The following is a 19591-nucleotide window of genomic DNA, read 5'->3' as shown; positions in this document are numbered from 1 at the left end:
AATGTGTGGAATCACAGGGTGGGTTAACTTTAAGGGACATATACGCACGGAAAGAGAAACCATTAAAAAGATGGCAGAAACTTTATCCAAAAGGGGACCAGACGATACAAATATTTGGGGAGAAGACCATGTGCTGTTCGGTCACAAGCGTTTAGTCGTTGTTGATCCGGCTGGTGGTATTCAGCCAATGACAAGAACAAAGAATGGTCATACTTATACCATTTGCTATAATGGAGAGCTTTATAATACAGAGGATATTCGGAGAGAACTACTTGCAAAGGGGTACACATTTAAAGGACATTCTGATACAGAGGTGCTCCTCCAATCATATATAGAATGGGAAGAAGAATGTGTCCATCGATTAAATGGGATTTTTGCTTTTGCAGTTTGGGATACATCAAAGGAAAAACTTTTTATTGGAAGAGATCGACTAGGGGTTAAACCTTTATTTTACAAGGAAGAAAATGGATCACTTCTTTTTGGCTCAGAGCTTAAAGCAATCCTGGCACATCCATCGGTTTCGGCGAGATTAGATAAAACAGGTTTATCAGAAATATTTGGCGTTGGTCCGGCTCGTACACCAGGTGTAGGTGTATTTAAAGGCATTGATGAGCTCCGTCCGGCACATGCATTAATATATACGAAAAACGGCTTGAAAAAATGGCGCTATTGGGATGTTGAAAGTAAACCACATGAAGATTCTGTAGAAGAAACATCAGAAAAGGTACGCTCTTTATTTACGGATGCAGTAACCAGACAACTGGTTTCAGATGTTCCCCTTTGTACATTCCTTTCAGGCGGGGTGGATTCCAGTGCTATTACAGCAATTGCTGCCGAACATTACAGGAAAGAAGGGAAGGGGCAGCTTCATACGTATTCAATAGATTATGAGGATAATGAGAAGTTTTTTAAGGCTAATGAGTTTCAGCCAAACTCGGATGGCCCATGGATTCAAAAAATGAGTGACGAATTCAATACCGTACACCATCGTTGTGTCATTACTCAACAAGAGTTAGTGGACCATCTCATCGAAGCTACATCTGTCCGTGACCTTCCGGGTATGGCTGATGTTGATTCATCATTGCTTTGGTTTTGCCGTGAAATAAAAAATGACTTTGTTGTAGGTTTATCAGGTGAATGTGCAGATGAAATTTTTGGTGGATATCCATGGTTTCACCGACCTGAAGATTTAGCCAGTTCCGGCTTTCCGTGGATGCGTTCAACAGATGAAAGAATGTCATTATTAAAACCTGAATGGCAAAATAAATTACAATTACATGAATATGTTCAGGCTCGACATCAGGAAACATTGAATGAAACACCATTGCTTGAAGGTGAATCAGAAATTGAAGCAAAAAGACGGCAACTCTTTTATTTAAATATACATTGGTTTATGACAAATTTATTGGATCGAAAAGATCGAATGAGTATGGGGGCAAGCTTGGAGGTTCGTGTACCATTTGCCGATCATCGTCTTGTTGAGTATGTATGGAATATTCCTTGGGACATGAAAATGTATGGTGACCGTGAAAAAGGCATTCTTCGAAAAGCATTAGAAGGAATTTTGCCAAATGAGGTACTCTATCGGAAGAAAAGTCCTTATCCGAAAACACATAACCCTGAGTATACGAGATTAGTGAAAAATTGGCTGCTATCGCTTGTGGATGGGAAGGATTCCATATTGCATGAACTTCTCAACAAGCAAAAGCTCAACGATATAATTGAAACAGAGGGGAAGGCATTCCAGGTTCCATGGTTTGGCCAATTAATGTCAGGTCCACAGCTTCTAGCCCATTTGGCGCAAATTCATGTATGGTTTGACAGCTATTCAATTGATATTGATGAAAGATAAGAGATTAAGAGAAATATAGATAGAAAAAAAGGTCAGATCCTTGGCTCACACATAAAATTGTGAGATCGAGGATCTGGCCTTTATTACTGCTTACGAAACAATTGCTTCCTGAGAAAATCGTTTTCCCTGCCATGCCTTTGATTTCCAGCGGTAATACATAATAATTCCTCTTACCCATTCGTCAGTTATAAAGGCAATCCATACTCCGATAAGACCAAGGTCAAAATGAATGCCCAGCACATAGGCGATTGGAACACTAACACCCCACATTGAGAGAATTCCTATATAGGTAGGGAATCGAATATCTCCCGCTGCTCTTAAAGATCCGATAATAATCATATTAAATGCTCTTCCAGGCTCAAGTAAGATGGTGAGCAAGATTAAAGTCCCGCCAACTTCCAGAATTCTTTCATTTGATGTAAAGATGCCAAGCAATTGATCAGAGAATAAAGTAAAGACGATCGCCATCAGTGTGGAAATAACGATCCCATAATGCAGGCTTTGTAAGCATCTTTTGTATGCATGATCATATTCTTTTGCGCCCACCATATAGCCGATTAAAATTTGTGTCCCCTGACTTACGGCTGAACTGAACAATAAAATGAGCATCATGAGATTTTGGGCATATACTTTTGTTGTTAATGCCTCTGTTCCAATCATGGTGATGAAGAAGGTAATCACCATTTGTGATGTATTATATGACAATTGTTCACCGGCAGTCGGGATACCGATATGAAGAAGCTTTTTAATATGGTGTGCCGGCAATTTGAACAAGTCTTTTAGATTGAGAGTAAAATGAACACGTTGCTTTAAAATATAAAGGATAACGAGTAACCCAATAAAACGGGATACAACTGTTGAGATTGCAACACCTTGAACACCTAACACTGGAATACCAAATGGTCCAAAAATAAATAAATAGTTTCCGATCACGTTAATCAAATTCATCCCGATCGTCAGGTACATAGAATCTTTCGTATATCCATGGCTTTTAAGAATGGCGCCAGCAGTCATAATTAAAGCTTGAAGAAAAGAAAATCCTCCAACAACCTGTAAATAAAAAGTTGCTTCAGGCCTTAGCTCCTGTGGTAAATTCATCAATTGCAGGATATCTTCACTTGCAATGACGATCACAACACTAATGAGGATACTAAATAAAAGATTTGCCGAAAGAGAAACAGATGATATCTCTTTCGCATTTTTGTACTGATTTCCACCTATATATTGAGCAACAAGAATGGTTGTTCCTGTTGCAATAAACCCAAACATCACGATTAAGAGAAATAAGATTTGATTGGAAACACCAACAGCAGCTACAGAATTATCAGAATATTGACTGAGCATCAATGTATCAGCATTTCCCATTAACATATGAAGCATGATTTCAATAAAGATGGGCCAAGTTAATGCAAATAATGTCATTTTACGATCTTGTCTTAAAGTAGACATTTTCATCTACCTCCTTTACTACATGTCGATAATACTTAATAAGTTTACATAGATTGCAGTATAATAGAAAGAGAAGATTACGATATAATTTGGAGAAATACGACTTAGAGGATGATGCGGCTTGTCACATATACAGTTTCAGGTACCGGCTTTTCCAACCTTGATTAAAGGAGGATATGCTGTTTTTGAAAAGGATAAAAAACATTTTCGTCGTACCTTTACGGTGCTTGACTTGATATATGTAAAATCAGGGGAATTATATCTAACAGAAGATCGTATTCCTTACTCAATTGGCAAGGGCCAATATATCATTTTACTTCCAGGCTTTGAACATTTCGGTCATAAAGGCTGTCAGGTGAAATCTGAATATTATTGGTTTCATTTTATGATTCCTACAAACTATGAAATTGTTGAAGAAGGGATTACAAATTGGGCAGATATTCATGAATCTGAAGGAGATTATGAACACCCTCCTTCTTACAGGCTGTCTATTCCATGTTATGGGGAAATAGAGAATACAAGCTTTGTAGAAACCATTTTTCACCAAATATTACATGTTGATCATCAAACACCTGATTATCAATTAAGACAGCAATTGTTTTTTCAGGAGTTTCTTTTGCACCTTCAAAAGGAAGCATGCAAAATCCCTTCTGCTGCCGAAAAGGTAGTAGAAGAAGTGGTAGCTTATATTCAAGCACATTACAGAGATGAGGTAAAAATGGAGGATCTCGCAAATGCTATCCATTTTCACCCGGATTATATTACTCGTTGTATGCAAAAAATTGTTGGTGAGACGCCAAATCATTATTTAAATAGATATCGGATGAATCAAGCAAAAAGATTGTTAGCTACTACAGATCAAAAGATCGCTAATATCTCAAAAGAAGTGGGGATTTTGGATTCCACTTACTTTTCAAAACTATTTAAGAAAATGGAAGGTCTCACACCAATTGAATATCGTAAGGTCATTCTAAGGAGATAACAAGATAGCTATTTCTTAATAAGCAAAAGGGCAAAGTCGTAACCATCAAGTGTGACAGAAAGCTGATCGGAATGTGCAGCAAATTCTTTAGAGAGCCAAAGATCAAAAATCGTACAGTCTTTAAGTTGTAACGGAAGCAAAATGGTTTGCTTTTCTGGATGATTATTTAGGACAACAATAACTAGATGTGTGGTATTTTCTCTTTGAAAACAAATGGAATTTTGGTTGATATCATAAGATAAGAGCTGGAATTCACCGTCATTTCCGAGGACAGGATATTGCTTTCGCAGGTGAATCAATCTTTTCATGAATGATAGCATGTCCTGATCCTGTCTTGAAGTATCCCATTCCATACACTTTCTGCATCCGGGATCCTGATCTCCAGTTAAGCTGATTTCATCTCCATAGTAAATCGAAGGGGAACCATAGAAGCTAAACTGAAAAACGGATAACAGCTTAACTTTTTGCTTATTCATCTTCGCAAGGTTTACGATTCTTGGTGTATCATGGCTTCCTACCATATTAAATAAAGTATGATAAACAGGTTTTGGATATTGGTGTAAATAGTGTTGTAATGACTTAGTAAATTGCTCAACATTTATCACATTATATGCGAAAAATTGGTGAAGAAGTTGTGCGAAAGGATAATTCATCACAGCATCAAATTGATCACCGTCAAGCCATGGCATCGCATCGTGCCATACTTCTCCAACTAGATACACATCAGGGTGATCATGCTTTATCACCTGACGAAAATCTTTCCAAAATTGATGGTCAACCTCATTCGCGACATCCAACCTCCATCCATCGATATGACATGCTCTTATCCAAAATTGCCCAACATCAAATAAAAGTTTACGAACCTCAGGATGTTGAGTGTTCAACTTTGGCATTGATTTTTCGAAGGAAAAGGTTTCATACTGTATGTCACCAGTTGGTGAAAAGCTTAGATGAAACCAATCCTTATATTGTGAAGCTTCTCCATGTTGCAACACATCTTGAAACGGAGGAAAGTCCTGCCCACAATGATTAAAAACCGCATCAAGCATGACACGAATGCCTCTTGCATGGCACTCCTTAACAACATCCTTCAAATCCTGTATGCTTCCAAATTGCGGATCAATTTCGAAATAATCCACCGTATCATATTTATGATTTGAATAAGCCCGAAAGAGCGGAGTAAAGTAAATTCCGTTGATTCCCAAGTCTACTAAATATTCCAGATGCTGAAGGACACCTTTTAAATCACCTCCAAAAATAGAGTCTGAGGCAGGTTCTATACTGTTCCATGCTAATGTTCCTGCAGGATCATTTGATGAATCTCCATTTGCAAATCGATCTGGAAAAATTTGATACCAGACTGTATTTTTTACCCATTCAGGTGCTTTAAAGGCATCTGATCGATGGTAGTAAGGCAAGCAAAAATAGGCAGAAAAATCTTCATGAACATGATCGGTAAATCCTTTTTCAGTGAAAAAGAGCTCCGACTCAGTGCTTTGTAAATGAAAGGCATACCTAAGACGCTTTTGAGGAGGGAAAATAGTAACGGACCAGTAATCAAATAATCCATCTGTACCACTATGCAACATTTGTGATGATGTAGACTTCCAATGCCCCTTATCAAATTCAAATGGATCTCCAAATAGAAGATTGACGGAGTTAACATCTTGATGCTTTGTTCGAAGTTGAATTTGAAAAGTCCCATTACGAGTAGGGTAAGCAAATTGATCTCCCGGACGATGATAAATAGCTTCTCTCAGCATAACGACTCCTTTATCTTAAATGAATTTGTATGATTAAGATTTCTCCTATAATAAACAGGAGATACAAGGGAAATGTATTTATTTTTATATCTTGACCATAATTTCTAATTATTGTTCGAGATATAATTATATACAAAAAGGAGGTATAACTATTCTACTGACATTTTCATATTATGTTGTTTTTAAGTATCCTTCATTTTGAATGTCAATGTGGAATTGAATATTCATTTTCATATTTGGATAGTATACCGATCTCCAATTTTTTAATTCTTTTCGAGTCAGTTTGTTGCGGTAAAACTGTCCTAAACCTAAAATATCGGCTTCACTCTTTTGTATTTTGGCAAACATATTATTAAATCTGTCGGTTAAGAGTTTGTTCAATTCCTTCTTAATTAATGTCGAAGAGGCGTTTCCTCTTGTTTCAAGGATGACGACTTTTAAATCGATACGGCTTTGCAAAATAGGCTGCTTATCAATTAATTCGCTTTTATGGCGCATAGAATTGCCAATGATCATAACACTTGCATGATTCAAAACTTCAATGTTACCATTGGTACTTTCTCCGTCAAAAGAATTAAATAGCAGGGTTTCATCAGCACTGATTTGTTCTACCATCTTTCCATTCTTTATTACAGCTGAACCAGATTGTTCAATTGCTGTCATTTTGCCAGTAACAATTAGAGGGATAGCAATATCACGTGTATAAGAATGGATACTACGGTATACCTCCCATATCCTTGTAAGAGCGATATCAGGATTCCATCCTGCATTTTTTTCAAAAAAATCGAACATGGAAGTTCCATGAATTTCCTTTAAATCTGACAGTTTTGAAAAAAACTCATCTATATTCTGATTGCATATAGCCACTAATGCTTTTGGTGATACTTCTCGCGATCGCATAAAGCCGGCGATAATATCTTTCACCCCTTCTTCAGCAGTTTTCCGATCAATCAATATTAGTTTTACATGAAGTAAGTCTACACTGCTCTCTAAATTTCTGCTTATTGTATCGACCGCTTTTGTAATTGTTTCTCCTGTTCCGGATATAATTTTGATATTTGTTGTATCTTTTTCAGGCTCAGGAATCTCTAAGAAAACCCTGTATTGTTCGTCAATCAAAGATACACCAAGGACTACAGGTAGCACTCGATGATTGATATCCCTATTATCCCAGCAGCCGCTTAGGGGGAGAATTAGCAAAAATAAACAAAAAACGATAGTCGCTTTTGACATTAAATTATATGGTTTCATTTTTACCCTTCCTCTTAATACGAGATCCAAAGAAATAGATAGATAAGGGAACTGCTATTAAGATATAAAATCGTAAAAAAGTATTCCACCAAAATAGCTTTTCAATATCCTCCCATCCCGGAATCAAGAAACATAAAAAATACACTACTACTGAAAGTGTGATCACCTGGTTAACTGGTTTGATCGATGGAATGTAATGACTTAATATCCGGAGTGTTTTCCATGTCACGAGAGATAGGTAAAGCATAATAAAAGATAGTAAACTTAACAAAAAAAACATCGTGACCCTATCAAACATCAACCAATTAATATTTATGGCGTCTACCACAACAACATAAGGGAGGAATGTTGTTGCCGAAGTGGCCTGCCCAAATGTAAGAATGGGGATATAAACAGAAAATATAAAAAAAGGAATCAGGATTGCAGCTGCCCATAAAATCGATTTTCTACTGTAAGAGAAATAGGGTTGAATAAAGCCAAGAAACAGAAACCCTCCAGAGAAGGCAAAAAAACTTTCTAAGTAGTGACGTTTTGTAATGAATAGAAAATCAGTATCAAAAGGGATGGCATATCTCCAATCAACATTTTGAAAAGAAGTAAAGAAGATAAATAAAATGATCGGAAGAAATAGGATGGATAAGAGAAACCCTGTACGAAAAATGACTTCAACTCCATTTGAAGCAATATAAGTTGAGATAGATAGTAATAATAACATGATGGCCCATATGGGAGTGTTGGATAAAAAGACGATTGTAATAATTTCTGCGTAAGCACGTACGGTTATTAATAAAATCATAATGAAATAAATGAAAATAGGGATAAGAAATAGGAGAGCTTTACCTTTTCCAATCTCTGTATAGATCGTAATAATATCTTTTTTTGGAAAGAAACTTAGTCCCTTCATATAAACAAATAAAAAAGTAAAATGAACGATTATTCCTAATAGAATTGGAAGCCAGTGGCCCTGCTCTGTACTTGAAATTATATTTCCCGGGTACATAAAGAAAATGAGTCCCAAATGGGTTAAAATATATAATATCATGACATGTAAACTTTTATTCACTGTTGTTTTCAGTCCCTTTCATGTTTATGTCTAGATAGGACCTACCATAGGTGTTGATACTCGCTAAGTAAGCTCCAATTAATACAACGCCTGCTACAATGCCTAATAAGCCGAAAATGGATGCAAGAAACACAATGACATATTTAAATAATCTGATGGAAACAGAGTTTTGAAAACCGACAATTGTTGAATTGGCAATGGTAGTAGCTGCAAGAATAATGATTAGGAGATTGCTGACCAATTTAGCTTCAACAACAGCTTGTCCTAGAATAATCCCTCCTACCATTGTAATCGTAGGGCCAATGGATTTGGGGAGCCTGACACTAGCTTCCAAAATTAATTCAAGAATAACAAGCATGAGAATAATTTCGACTAATGCAGGATATGGAACTCCTTCACGGCTCTGGGCAACAGACAAGGCAAGCTGTATCTGTAAAATTTCAGGATTAACTGCAACGAGTGCTACATACAAACCAGGACTGATCAGCGTTACCAAAAGACCTATAACTCTTACGAATCGAATGGAAACCATTATGGGGAGAGGGAAATTTCGATCATTTTCAAGAATGAACATATCTGTTAGATGGCTAGGAAGAATAAGCGCAAAAGGGAATTGATCCACAAAAAGAATAACTCTTCCTTTTTTCAGAAATTGAACGGCATAAAGAGGCAATTCAGTTGTATTAAATTTCGAAACTGCGTCCCAGCTTCGAAAACCCATCATATTTGATAATCCTTGCAAATCATCAATCTCCATATTAATATTTTTTTCAATATGTTCCATAAGGTTGTCTAATAATTTTGTATCAGCTTTGCCGTCTATATAAAACAAGGAAAGTTTTTTTTTCACATTGTGTCCTGATGAGTATGTTTTTAAGTGTAATTCATTCGAGTTCACTTGTTTACGAACAATACCGATATTTATATCAATATTCTCCGTAAAAGAATTTAATGGACCTTGAATGACATTTTCATTTGAAGGCGACTCAATGGAACGATCTAGTTGTTTAGATACAGGATCCATAATGATAAACCGACTGGTATTCTCGATAATAATAACTAGTTTGCCTACATATATGGATGAAATAGCTTCCTTAACATCACCTTCGATTAGTTTGCCTATTGCACACCATAAATCATCAGAAGACCTATCTTGAGAAATGAAACTTTCTGAATGTTTTTGGAGGGTCATTTTGGTTTTTGTAAAATCAACTAGAGTACTAAAACCTAATAGGATAACAGATGTATCAGCAAGATAATCCCTTGACTGAACAAAATCTTCATTATTTCCAAGCACAGATTGTATTTCCTCAACTAATCGATCCATAGTATGTGATCCCTTCATCTAAATAATACTAATTTGCACATTATTACTAATTTTATACTGAAACGATTATGTATTTTATACATGAAAAAAGATGGGTTCATGTAATGGAGGTGATTAGCAGCATAACTTTTTCTTCTTCCATCGTACTAGATACTGACAAATTTAAGGAAAGTTCATGGTAAATCAAACAAGCAATTGAAATCCAACTAGGTGATACTGGAAACTATTTGAAACCTAAAACAGCATTACTAAAAAATTGAAAGAATCTAAAAAAATTTGACGGTATATGACACAAAGCGATACTCTTAAGAACGTAGAGATATAGAATATAGGAGGAACGGACCAAGATGTTTAAAAGTGCTGGCAAATTTTCGCTTATTCTGTTTCTTCTTTTAGGCGCAATTCCCGTGAATGCTGCTGAAAAAGAAGAGAGGGTATGGCAAGATGAAATTGCTTACTATGTTGTCGTTGACCGATTTAATAACGGAAACTCTAAAAATGATGGTAATGATCTCAATTTTGAGGATCCAACTGCTTATCATGGAGGAGATATTGAAGGAATTACTAAGAAAATTGAATATATTCATGAAATGGGGTTTACCTCAATCATTCTCTCCCCGATTTTTAATGAAGAAAACAATGCAGTTGAAGTGAAAACAATGGACGAGCATGCAGGGACGGTTGAAGATGTAAAGAAACTTGTAGAAGAAGCTCACAAGCTGGATATGAAATTATTGTTGGATTACGGTGAAATCGAGCAAAATCTTACACAATCAGCATCATGGTGGATAAAAGAAACCGATGTTGATGGATACTATATCGAACAAGCAGACAGTATCGATGTGAGTGTTTGGAATCAGTTTCACAAGGACTTAGAAGAACTCAAAAAGGATTTTTACTTAGTGGGATCAATTGAGTCAAAAGATGAGAATGCTTTTTCTTCTTATCTGGAAAATGGGTTTGATTCAATTCTGAATCAATCTTTTTATGAAGAAACAGCAAGTGTATTTTCTAATGTTGATCAATCTTTTCAACCAATTACGGAGATTGTAGCCAAATCATCACCTTTACTAAGTACATATGTTGATAATGATCGAACAGTCCGCTTTACAAGACATGCCATCGAAAATAATCAGCATCCGGGTGTTCGGTTGAAAATGGCTTTCTCCTATATGTATACGATCCCGGGAACTCCGTTCGTTTATTATGGTTCAGAAATTGCTGTCGATGGAGGAGATCCGCCGACAAACCGTCCTTTAATGAATTTTCAATCAGATGAAGAATTGATTGAGTATTTAGGAAAGCTTTCAATTGTAAGAAAAACGTTTCCTGCACTAACAAGGGGAGATTATGAAGTTTTATATGAAAAGGACGGGATGATTATTTTTAAACGATCATATCAGGATGAGTCCCTGATTGTAACTATTAATAATACGACTGAGACTCAAAAGGTAAAAATACCCGCCGCTGAAATAGCTGAAGATAACAAACTTGAAGGCTTGCTAACTGGTGACACTTTTGAAGAAGAAAATGAAGAATACGAGTTTATCATAGATCGTGAAATTGCAGAAGTATATGAAATAAAAGATAAAACAGGGTTAAATATACCATTTATCAGTGTCTTTATCATCGTTCCGACATTGTTTATTTTGTTTTTGGTCATGGCTTATAGAAAAGGAAAGCAGAAATCTTGATATAGAAAGGGACTGTTCATTTAGAACAGTCCCTGTTGTTTTATAATGATAGGCAAGCATAAAATTCTGTACGTAGTGTTGGTGTCCAGCTCCAGCGCCTAGTCCCTCGAGGTCATAAGTTGATTTGGAAGGCAAAGAACACCTTCTATTCCAAATCAACTTATGATTGTCGGGCCTGATCAAGACGATTGCGCTTTTCTAACCATTAACAATTTTTCCACCATTCACATGAAGTGTTTGCCCTGACATATAGGAAGAATCATCACTAGCCAAAAATACGTAAGCAGGTGCAAGTTCTTCAGGTTGTCCAGGTCGCTTCATAGGTGTATTTGCACCAAATGTTGCAACTTGATCTGCCGGGAACGTAGATGGGATAAGTGGTGTCCAAATTGGACCGGGAGCCACTGCATTCACGCGGATTCCTTTACCGGCTAGATTAAGGGCCAACGAACGAGTGAACGCAGTAATCGCACCTTTGGTTGAAGAATAGTCAATTAACTGCTCATTTCCGGCATAAGCCGTTACAGAAGAGGTGTTAATAATAGCACTTCCTTTTTTGAAATGAGGAAGGACAGCTTTTGTTAAATGGAAAAACGAGAAAATATTTGTCTTGAAAGTTCGTTCAAGCTGTTCAGTTGTAATATCTTCAATTCCTTTTTGAGGGTGTTGCTCAGCTGCATTATTTACTAAGATATCAACTTGTCCAAAAGTTTCAACTGTTTTTGCCACAACTTGTTGACATACAGTTTCCTCACCGATATCTCCAGAAACAAGCAGGCATTTTTGACCTTCTGCTTCTATATGTTTTTTTGTTTCTTCAGCATCCTCTTGCTCATCTAAATAGGAAATGACAACATTAGCTCCTTCTTTTGCAAAAAATACTGCGACTGCTCGTCCAATTCCACTGTCTCCACCTGTAATAATGGCCACTTTATCTTTTAATTTTCCACTTCCGGTATATGATTGATCATCAAATGTAGGTTTTGGATTCATCAAATCCTCATGCCCGGGCTGAACATCCTGGTGTTGTGGTGGTAATGTTTGTTTTTGTTGATTTTGATTAGTACTCAAAGTTTTTACCTCCTATAATCTTATCGTTTACCTATTATGTGAAGAAAATCTAAAAGTATGTTCATGATGTTGTAGTGTGGTATTTCTATTCCCAATTGTTCATTAAAGTAAACAAAAAGAAGCCTTATTTCAGGCTTCTTGTCATGAATTTTTTAAATTTGCTCTCATTTTACATAATATTTGTCTTATCTGTTTCAGTTCTTCATTTGTTATATCTTGACAAAGTAGTGAATTAAACTGGTTGGCAATAGGGATAATATGTTCTTTTAATTCCAGCCCTTCTTTTGTCAAATATAATCGCTGTACACGACGGTCCTTTGGACAATTTATTCTTTTTACAAACCCTTTTTGCTCAAGTCCAAAGGCCATTCTTGCAATGTTTGTTTTATCTTTATCTAGTTTACATGCAACCTCATTTTGACTAAGTCCATCTTTTTCCCAAAGTAACATCATAATTAAATTCTGTTCGGGAGCAATATTAAAGGGTGTTAATTTATTTTTTATATATCCTGTGAGCTCTAAATCAGTTTGGTGGATAAAAATGCTAATTAAGTCATTTAGCGAGAGTGTCATGTTCGGTAAACTCCTAATCATTCTAGATATCATTAATGTAAGTTTAGTAAGAAGTTACTATATTGTCAATTTTATGGGAGAAAAGTACTTAGAAAGAGAAGAGTGAGTATATAAAAAAGCGAGTGTTTTCACTCGCTTTTTAGAGACTAAAATTAGAATTTGCTTGCTAATTCAGCAGCTTGACGGATACCGTCTTCAATGATCTCGTTTGCACGATCCGGGAATTGATTATGTCCTTCAACGATTACATCAGCTGTATTCGTGATTCCCCAGAATGCCAATACATTTTTCACATAGTTAACAGACATTTCTACAGCAGCAGCTGGACCTTCTGAATACACGCCGCCACGAGCATTTAAAAGAGCTACTTTTTTCTCTGAAAGTAAGCCTACAGGACCTTCTGGTGTATATTTGAATGTTGTACCAGCTTGTGATAAATAATCCATGTATGTGTGTAAAACAGCTGGAACTGTGAAATTCCAAAGTGGGAATGCAAATACAACTTTATCAGCTGCAACGAATTGATCCAAATATTTTTGAACTAAATTTGCAGCTTTTTCTTCTTCAGCTGTTAATTCCATTCCTCTAGCACGCTTAAACATACCGTTAATTGCATCCACTCCATAGTAAGGAAGGTTTTCTTGGAATAAATCAAGCTCTGTGATTGTATCTTCTTTGTGAGTTTCTTTGTAAGAATGTACAAAAGCGTCATATAATTTAACACTTACAGCCTGATCTGCAGGGCGAGAATTTGCTTTAATAAATAATACATTTGACATATAAATTCCTCCATTAACTTTTGATCGCAATTCAGTTGCGCTTATTTATTTGCATAGCAACTACTGGAAATTTGAGAATCTCAAATTCGTTTAATTTGATTAAAAGATGTTGCTATACATACTAATCTACATAACTTAGATTCTAATGAATATTGCTGAATGTGTCAACAATATTGTCTATGCGGAAAATTATAATGTATTTATTAGAAGAAAAGGTCAGTCAAAAGGATGAGATATTGCCGATAGATAGTCTTGATCTAAAGAAGGATGAATGTAGAATTTTGTAAACTGATAGATTTGTGAGGAAAGTAGATAGATTATGAAGCAAAGTTGAAAGAAAATCGAGGAGAGTTCATAGATTACCATTGAAAGTTGATAGATTATCGACTAAAAAGGAGCGGAAGTAAAGTTTGGATAAAAAAGGCCCTAAAACACTGTTTTAGGGCGCATGCCTTACATCACATTAAAATATTTCGCATCCGGATGTGCAACAACTATGGCTGTTACCGATGCTTCTGGTTCCATCATGAATCCTTCTGTAAGCTGAATGCCGATGTCCTCTGGACGAATAAGGTTAAATAGCTTTTCTTGATCTTCAAGGTCAGGACAAGCTGGATATCCAAAGGAGTAGCGCTGTCCTTGGTATTTGGCTGAGAAGCGCTGGTCCATAGTGAAATCTGGTGCATCAGGGAAGCCCCAGCGGTCACGAATAAGCTGATGTGTACGTTCAGCTAACCCTTCTGCAAGCTCCAAAGCAAGTGCCTGAACAGCGTGACTCTTTAAATAGTCTCCTTGTTCTTTAAATCCTTGGGCAAGTTCACGAATTTGACTTCCTGCAGTAACAGCGAACATGGCAACATAGTCAAATCCGTCTTTTTGTTTCGGACGAACATAGTCGGAAATACAGCGATGCGGCAGTTTTTCCTGTCGTGGAAAATCAAAAGTTTGTACGATTCTTTCTGTATTTTCCGGATCAAGGATATGAAGCTTATTTCCATCACTATACGATGGGAAAAATTGATAGACCGCAGCTGGTTTGAACCATTCCTGTTTTGCTCCGTCTTTTAAAAGCTCCTGTATTAATTCAACAAGCTCGACCGCTTTAGGGTCTTTCTTTTGAACTAAATCCTTGATTTTCCCTTTTAATCCCAGATGATGACCGATAAGCATTTGCATATTCACATAAGGAATGATGTGGGAAAGGGAGATATCCTTGAGTATATGACGTTTTGTATCAACAGGTGTAAAAATTGGTGCCTCATTTACAGTTCCACGCTTGATTAGCAGTTCTGTAACACTTTGTGCTTGAGAGTTCTTTGGTTTTGCCTCTTCTGTTACGGCAGCTTCTTTTGCAGCGAATATTTCAGGTGTTGTGCGTAATTGATTAGCTAAAGATAAGCCATCCATTGCATCCTTTGCATAGACAACAGGACCGTTATATTCAGGTGCAATTTTCATTCTCGTGAATTTCCTTGATAATGCTGCACCACCAACCAAAATCGGTAACTCACAGTTCGCTTTGTGTAAGTCCTGGGCAGTGATCACCATTTGTTGTGCTGATTTAACAAGTAAGCCGGATAAACCGATAAGATCCGGTTTTTCATCCTTTACAGCTTGAATTAATGTTTGTGGTGTTACTTTGATGCCAAGATCGATCACTCTATAGCCGTTATTACTTAAAATAATATCAACCAGATTTTTACCGATATCATGTACATCACCTTTTACTGTAGCAAGAAGGATTTTGCCTTTTCCGCTATCATCGCGTTTTTCCATGAATTGCTCGAGATAGGAAACAGATGCTTTCATAACCTCGGCACTTTGGAGAACCTCTGCAACGATTAATTGGTTATCATTGAATAAAACCCCGACTTCAGCCATACCCTCCATTAATGGTCCGTTAATGATATCAAGAGGCTCAGGATATTTCTTTAATGCTAACTCTAAGTCTGGAATAAGACCTTCTTTCGTTCCTTCGACGATATAGCTTGCTAATCTTTCTTCCAAGGTCAGGTTTTGAACAGGTTTTTTGTCTTCTTTTTTCTTACCGCGGTAGAAAGCCGTAAATTTTGCTAATGATTCGTCTGTTGTTTTAAACAAAAGATCTTCAGCCATTTGAATTTCTTCTTTAGGAATCGAAGCAAATCTTTCTAATTTTTCCGTGTTAACAATCGCATAATCGAGCCCGGCCTGTGTACAGTGGTACAAGTAAACAGCATTCAGAACTTCGCGTCCAACAGGAGGAAGTCCGAAAGAAACATTACTAACGCCTAATATCGTTAAGCATTCAGGCAACTTTTCTTTAATAAGCTGGATACCGCGAACAGTTTCATTTGCCGAACCAATATATTGCTCATCACCAGTTCCTACCGGGAATACAAGTGGATCAAATATTAAATCACTCGGTTTTAGTCCATGCTTTTTGACGAGAAGGTCGTGAGAGCGAATCGCTACTTCAAGTTTCTTTTCTGCCGTTAGGGCCATTCCCACTTCATCTATTGTTCCAACGACTAAAGCGCCACCGTACTTTTTGACAAGCGGAACGATTGCGTCAAAACGCTCTTCACCATCCTCAAGGTTAATCGAGTTGATGATCGCCTTACCTTGAGAGTATTTTAGTGCCCGTTCAATTACTTTCTCATCTGTGGAGTCAATAACAAGAGGAGCTTTGACTTTTTTTACAACCTCTTGTATGAATACTTCCATATCCTCGAGCTCATCCCGATCAGGGTCAGCCAAGCAAATATCAATAACATGTGCACCGCTTTTTACTTGTGCTCTAGCAATTTCAGACGCCTCTTCAATTTTCCCTTCTGCAATCAGGCGTTTAAATTTACGTGAACCAATAACATTTGTACGTTCACCAACGAATAAAGGCCGCATTCCTTCTTCATAAAGAAGGGCATCGATTCCAGATACAGTGTGACCAGTCGAGACTTCTTCGATTTTACGTGGAGTAATGGTTGAAACTGCTTCAGTAATAGCACGGATATGTTCTGGTGTAGTTCCACAGCATCCGCCAATTAAGTTCAGCCAGCCTTGTTCTGCAAAAGCAACAAGCTTTTTCGCGAGTGATTCTGGTGATTCGTGATAATTCCCCTCTTCATCAGGTAAGCCCGCATTCGGGTAACAGCTAACAGCTGTATTAGCTAAACCGGAAAGTGTACGAATATGGTCTGTCATAAATTCAGGTCCGGTTGCACAGTTTAATCCGACTGAAAGTGGCTTCATATGTTCTAATGATACATAAAATGCTTCAATATCCTGACCTGCCAGAGTAGTACCCATAGGTTCAATCGTTCCGGAAATCATTAAGGGAAGTTCCTTGCCTGTATTTTCAAAGGCTTTTTTAATTCCTAAAAATCCAGCTTTTACGTTTAACATATCCTGGCTTGTTTCGAGAAGAAGCAAATCTGCTCCTCCAATGATTAAGCCTCTTGCCTGTTCTTCATAATTTTCGACTAATGTATCAAATGTTGTTCCACCTGTAACTGAAAGTGTTTTCGTTGTTGGTCCCATCGCACCTGCGACATATCTGGGCTTTTCAGGTGTTGAGTATTTTACAGCGGCACGTTTCGCTATTTTAGCAGATTCAATGTTTAACTCTAAAGCCAGGCGTCCTAGATCATATTCATCCAGAACAAGACTTGTAGCACCAAAGGTATTGGTAGAGATAATATCTGATCCGGCTTCCAAATAGGCTTCGTGAATGGTTTCAATTGTCTTTGGAGAAGTCAATGTAAGATATTCATTACATCCATCATAATCTTCTCCGCCAAAATCATCAGGGGACAGGTTTGCTGCTTGAATCATTGTACCCATTGCACCATCCAGGACAAGGATTCGTTTTTCTAGCTCTTTGTTGATGCTACACATGTGTAATCTTCCTTTCAGCTCGCTGTTTTTCCTTTTCATGGATGTAATTTGTTAACTCCACTGTAAGGTCGTATTGTAAAAACGGTGTAATTAAATAAATACCATTGAACAGTTCGAAGGCTGTATCAATCAAATCTTTTGCAATGGCAAGGCCTTCTTGACGTGCCTGTTCTTTATCTGATCCGGCTGAAGCCATTTTTTCTCGAATAGAGTCAGATAGCTTAATACCAGGAATTTCATTATGAATAAATTCGGCATTTCGGCTTGATGTTAATGGCATAATCCCGATATAAATCGGAGCTTGCAAGTTTCGTGTTGCTTCATATACATCGATAATTTGCTGGTTTGAGTAAAGTGGCTGAGAAATAAAATAATCAGCGCCATGGGCAATTTTCTTTTCTAGTCTGACTACCGCTTTATCTAAGTGACGTACATTAGGGTTGAACGCTGCAGCTACAGAAAAGTTTGTTTGTTGTCCAAGCGGTTTTCCGGAATAGGATACACCTTTATTAAATTGTTTAATTAAACTGATAAGGTCAAATGATGACACATCATATACTGATGTAGCCCCAGGGAAATCACCAATTTTAGATGGATCACCTGTGATGGCTAAAATATCTGACATCCCAAGAGAGTGTAGGCCCATGAGATGTGATTGAAGACCAATTAAATTCCGGTCACGGCACGTAATATGAATTAATGTTCTTGCCCCGGTTTTTTCTTTTGCTAAGATACCGGCAGCTAAGTTACTAATTCTCGGTGAAGCCAATGAGTTATCTGCAAGTGTTAAAGCATCGATGCCTGCATTGTGAAGGGCTTCTGCACCTTCAAGGAATTTCTCCATACCCAGTTTTTTAGGGGGATCTAATTCAACAATAACAGAACGTCTTTCCTGAACAATCTCTTCAAGAGGAGTTGGAGATGTGACTTGATGTTCCTGAACATGCAGTTGAGATGTTGCAGGGACTTTCACCTGTTTTGTCGTAACAGGGGATAAGTTTGATACAGCTTCAGCCATTGCTTTAATATGCCTAGGTGTAGTTCCACAGCATCCGCCTATTAATCTCACACCTTGATCTCTAAATTTTAGAGCACTTTCCTTGAAATACGTTTCATCAGATTCATAGACAAGATTCCCTTCAATTAGTGCAGGTAAGCTGCTGTTTGGAAAAACAGATAAATAGGCTTCATTTGGTATTGGAACTTCTTCTAAAGATTGAATCATATGGTAAGGACCTAAGCGACAGTTTAAGCCAACAACATTTGCACCAAGGTCTTCCAAAAGTGTGAGACCATTTTTTACTGATGTCCCATCTTGCAGGACACCGGCTTCATGTAGGGAAACATTAGCAATAATAGGCTTGTTTGTTTCCTTGCGGGCAATTTGAAGAACAGTCTTCATTTCTTCCATATCATAATAGGTTTCAAGAAGAAGGCCATCTACATCTTCGTTTAGAAGGAGGAAGAGCTGCTCTCTAAAATTTCGTTTCACTTCTTCAATACTATGTGCACTCTTTTTAAAAGATCTGACACCGCCAATTGTGCCAAATACATATGTGGATTGATCAGCAGCTTTTTTGGCAATTTCAACTGCTTTTTTGTTAATTTGTCTGATTTCATCCTCTAATCCATATCGTGAAAGCTTGATATCATTAGCACCATATGTGTTTGTTTGAATTAAGTTTGCGCCAGCTTCTATATACGCTTGATGAACAGCAAGTACATCCTCGGGTCTTGATAGATTCAATTCTTCAAAGCAACGATCAACGCCATGTGCATAAAGCATTGTCCCCATCGCACCGTCACCAATTAAAATGTTATGTTTTAAATCTTCTAAAAAACTCATTGAATGAAGCCTCCGATCTATATGATTAGTAAGTAAAGATAGTTTTAGATAAGGAAATTAAAAAA

The 19591-nt window shown here is 37.1% G+C and carries 13 protein-coding genes; 3 read left to right on the top strand and 10 right to left on the bottom strand.

Features of this window, described 5'->3' with window-relative positions:
- The first annotated feature begins 1 nt into the window (after nt 1).
- Nucleotides 2-1852, top strand: coding sequence for an asparagine synthase (glutamine-hydrolyzing) (gene asnB, locus LC095_RS18115; RefSeq protein WP_226529487.1), 1851 nt, complete (start codon nt 2-4; stop codon nt 1850-1852).
- Between the two features lie 90 nt (nt 1853-1942).
- Here the strand turns inward: asnB and LC095_RS18110 are convergent, their stop codons facing one another.
- Nucleotides 1943-3301, bottom strand: a complete 1359-nt coding sequence (locus LC095_RS18110; RefSeq protein WP_226529485.1) for an MATE family efflux transporter — start codon at nt 3299-3301, stop codon at nt 1943-1945.
- 121 nt (nt 3302-3422) lie between these two features.
- Here LC095_RS18110 and LC095_RS18105 point away from each other — a divergent pair, with 121 nt between their 5' ends.
- Complete coding sequence (locus LC095_RS18105) at nt 3423-4283, top strand: helix-turn-helix transcriptional regulator (protein WP_226529483.1); 861 nt, start codon at nt 3423-3425, stop codon at nt 4281-4283.
- 8 nt (nt 4284-4291) lie between these two features.
- Here LC095_RS18105 and LC095_RS18100 read toward each other — a convergent pair whose 3' ends face one another.
- From LC095_RS18100 to LC095_RS18085, 4 genes are all read right to left on the bottom strand, one after another.
- Nucleotides 4292-6046 carry an alpha-glycosidase gene (locus tag LC095_RS18100; protein WP_226529481.1) on the bottom strand — a complete coding sequence of 585 codons (1755 nt, stop codon included), beginning with the start codon at nt 6044-6046 and terminating at the stop codon, nt 4292-4294.
- A 171-nt stretch (nt 6047-6217) separates the two neighbouring features.
- A complete protein-coding gene (locus tag LC095_RS18095; RefSeq protein ID WP_226529480.1) occupies nt 6218-7279 on the bottom strand; it encodes a Ger(x)C family spore germination protein in 1062 nt (353 codons plus the stop codon).
- Nucleotides 7280-7283: 4 nt separating this feature from the next.
- Complete coding sequence (locus LC095_RS18090; protein ID WP_226529479.1) at nt 7284-8360, bottom strand: GerAB/ArcD/ProY family transporter; 1077 nt, start codon at nt 8358-8360, stop codon at nt 7284-7286.
- The gene (locus LC095_RS18085; RefSeq protein ID WP_226529478.1) at nt 8353-9687 is read right to left on the bottom strand and encodes a spore germination protein; all 1335 of its coding nucleotides are present in this window, start codon (nt 9685-9687) and stop codon (nt 8353-8355) included. Before LC095_RS18085 ends, LC095_RS18090 begins: the two co-directional genes overlap by 8 nt.
- A gap of 347 nt (nt 9688-10034) precedes the next feature.
- Here LC095_RS18085 and LC095_RS18080 point away from each other — a divergent pair, with 347 nt between their 5' ends.
- Nucleotides 10035-11381 (top strand): alpha-amylase family glycosyl hydrolase, encoded by a 1347-nt coding sequence (locus LC095_RS18080; protein WP_226529477.1) that lies wholly within the window; start codon nt 10035-10037, stop codon nt 11379-11381.
- Between the two features lie 198 nt (nt 11382-11579).
- Here the strand turns inward: LC095_RS18080 and LC095_RS18075 are convergent, their stop codons facing one another.
- The 5 genes from LC095_RS18075 to LC095_RS18055 form a co-directional block, all read right to left on the bottom strand.
- The gene (locus LC095_RS18075; protein WP_226529476.1) at nt 11580-12452 is read right to left on the bottom strand and encodes an SDR family oxidoreductase; all 873 of its coding nucleotides are present in this window, start codon (nt 12450-12452) and stop codon (nt 11580-11582) included.
- A 141-nt stretch (nt 12453-12593) separates the two neighbouring features.
- Complete coding sequence (locus LC095_RS18070) at nt 12594-13025, bottom strand: MarR family winged helix-turn-helix transcriptional regulator (protein WP_226529475.1); 432 nt, start codon at nt 13023-13025, stop codon at nt 12594-12596.
- 152 nt (nt 13026-13177) lie between these two features.
- Nucleotides 13178-13804 (bottom strand): FMN-dependent NADH-azoreductase, encoded by a 627-nt coding sequence (locus tag LC095_RS18065; protein WP_078435232.1) that lies wholly within the window; start codon nt 13802-13804, stop codon nt 13178-13180.
- Between the two features lie 453 nt (nt 13805-14257).
- Complete coding sequence (gene metH / locus LC095_RS18060; protein WP_226529474.1) at nt 14258-17680, bottom strand: methionine synthase; 3423 nt, start codon at nt 17678-17680, stop codon at nt 14258-14260.
- Nucleotides 17673-19526 carry a bifunctional homocysteine S-methyltransferase/methylenetetrahydrofolate reductase gene (locus LC095_RS18055; protein WP_226529473.1) on the bottom strand — a complete coding sequence of 618 codons (1854 nt, stop codon included), beginning with the start codon at nt 19524-19526 and terminating at the stop codon, nt 17673-17675. The genes metH and LC095_RS18055 overlap by 8 nt, the downstream gene beginning before the upstream one ends.
- Nucleotides 19527-19591: the final 65 nt, after the last annotated feature.

The sequence above is a fragment of the Metabacillus niabensis genome, assembly GCF_020524345.1.
Lineage (GTDB): Bacteria > Bacillota > Bacilli > Bacillales > Bacillaceae > Metabacillus > Metabacillus niabensis_B.
The sequence above is the reverse complement of the archived record's forward strand: the minus strand, read 5'-3'. Positions and strand labels throughout refer to the sequence as shown.

What these genes read in the sequence shown, in the direction of transcription:
- asnB (WP_226529487.1), top strand. Translation starts at nt 2, where the DNA reads ATGTGTGGAATCACAGGGTGGGTTAACTTTAAGGGACATATACGCACG.
- LC095_RS18095 (WP_226529480.1), bottom strand. Translation starts at nt 7,279, where the DNA reads ATGTCAAAAGCGACTATCGTTTTTTGTTTATTTTTGCTAATTCTCCCC.
- metH (WP_226529474.1), bottom strand. Translation starts at nt 17,680, where the DNA reads ATGTGTAGCATCAACAAAGAGCTAGAAAAACGAATCCTTGTCCTGGAT.
- LC095_RS18055 (WP_226529473.1), bottom strand. Translation starts at nt 19,526, where the DNA reads ATGAGTTTTTTAGAAGATTTAAAACATAACATTTTAATTGGTGACGGT.
- LC095_RS18110 (WP_226529485.1), bottom strand. Translation starts at nt 3,301, where the DNA reads ATGTCTACTTTAAGACAAGATCGTAAAATGACATTATTTGCATTAACT.
- LC095_RS18070 (WP_226529475.1), bottom strand. Translation starts at nt 13,025, where the DNA reads ATGACACTCTCGCTAAATGACTTAATTAGCATTTTTATCCACCAAACT.
- LC095_RS18085 (WP_226529478.1), bottom strand. Translation starts at nt 9,687, where the DNA reads ATGGATCGATTAGTTGAGGAAATACAATCTGTGCTTGGAAATAATGAA.
- LC095_RS18065 (WP_078435232.1), bottom strand. Translation starts at nt 13,804, where the DNA reads ATGTCAAATGTATTATTTATTAAAGCAAATTCTCGCCCTGCAGATCAG.
- LC095_RS18080 (WP_226529477.1), top strand. Translation starts at nt 10,035, where the DNA reads ATGTTTAAAAGTGCTGGCAAATTTTCGCTTATTCTGTTTCTTCTTTTA.
- LC095_RS18100 (WP_226529481.1), bottom strand. Translation starts at nt 6,046, where the DNA reads ATGCTGAGAGAAGCTATTTATCATCGTCCGGGAGATCAATTTGCTTAC.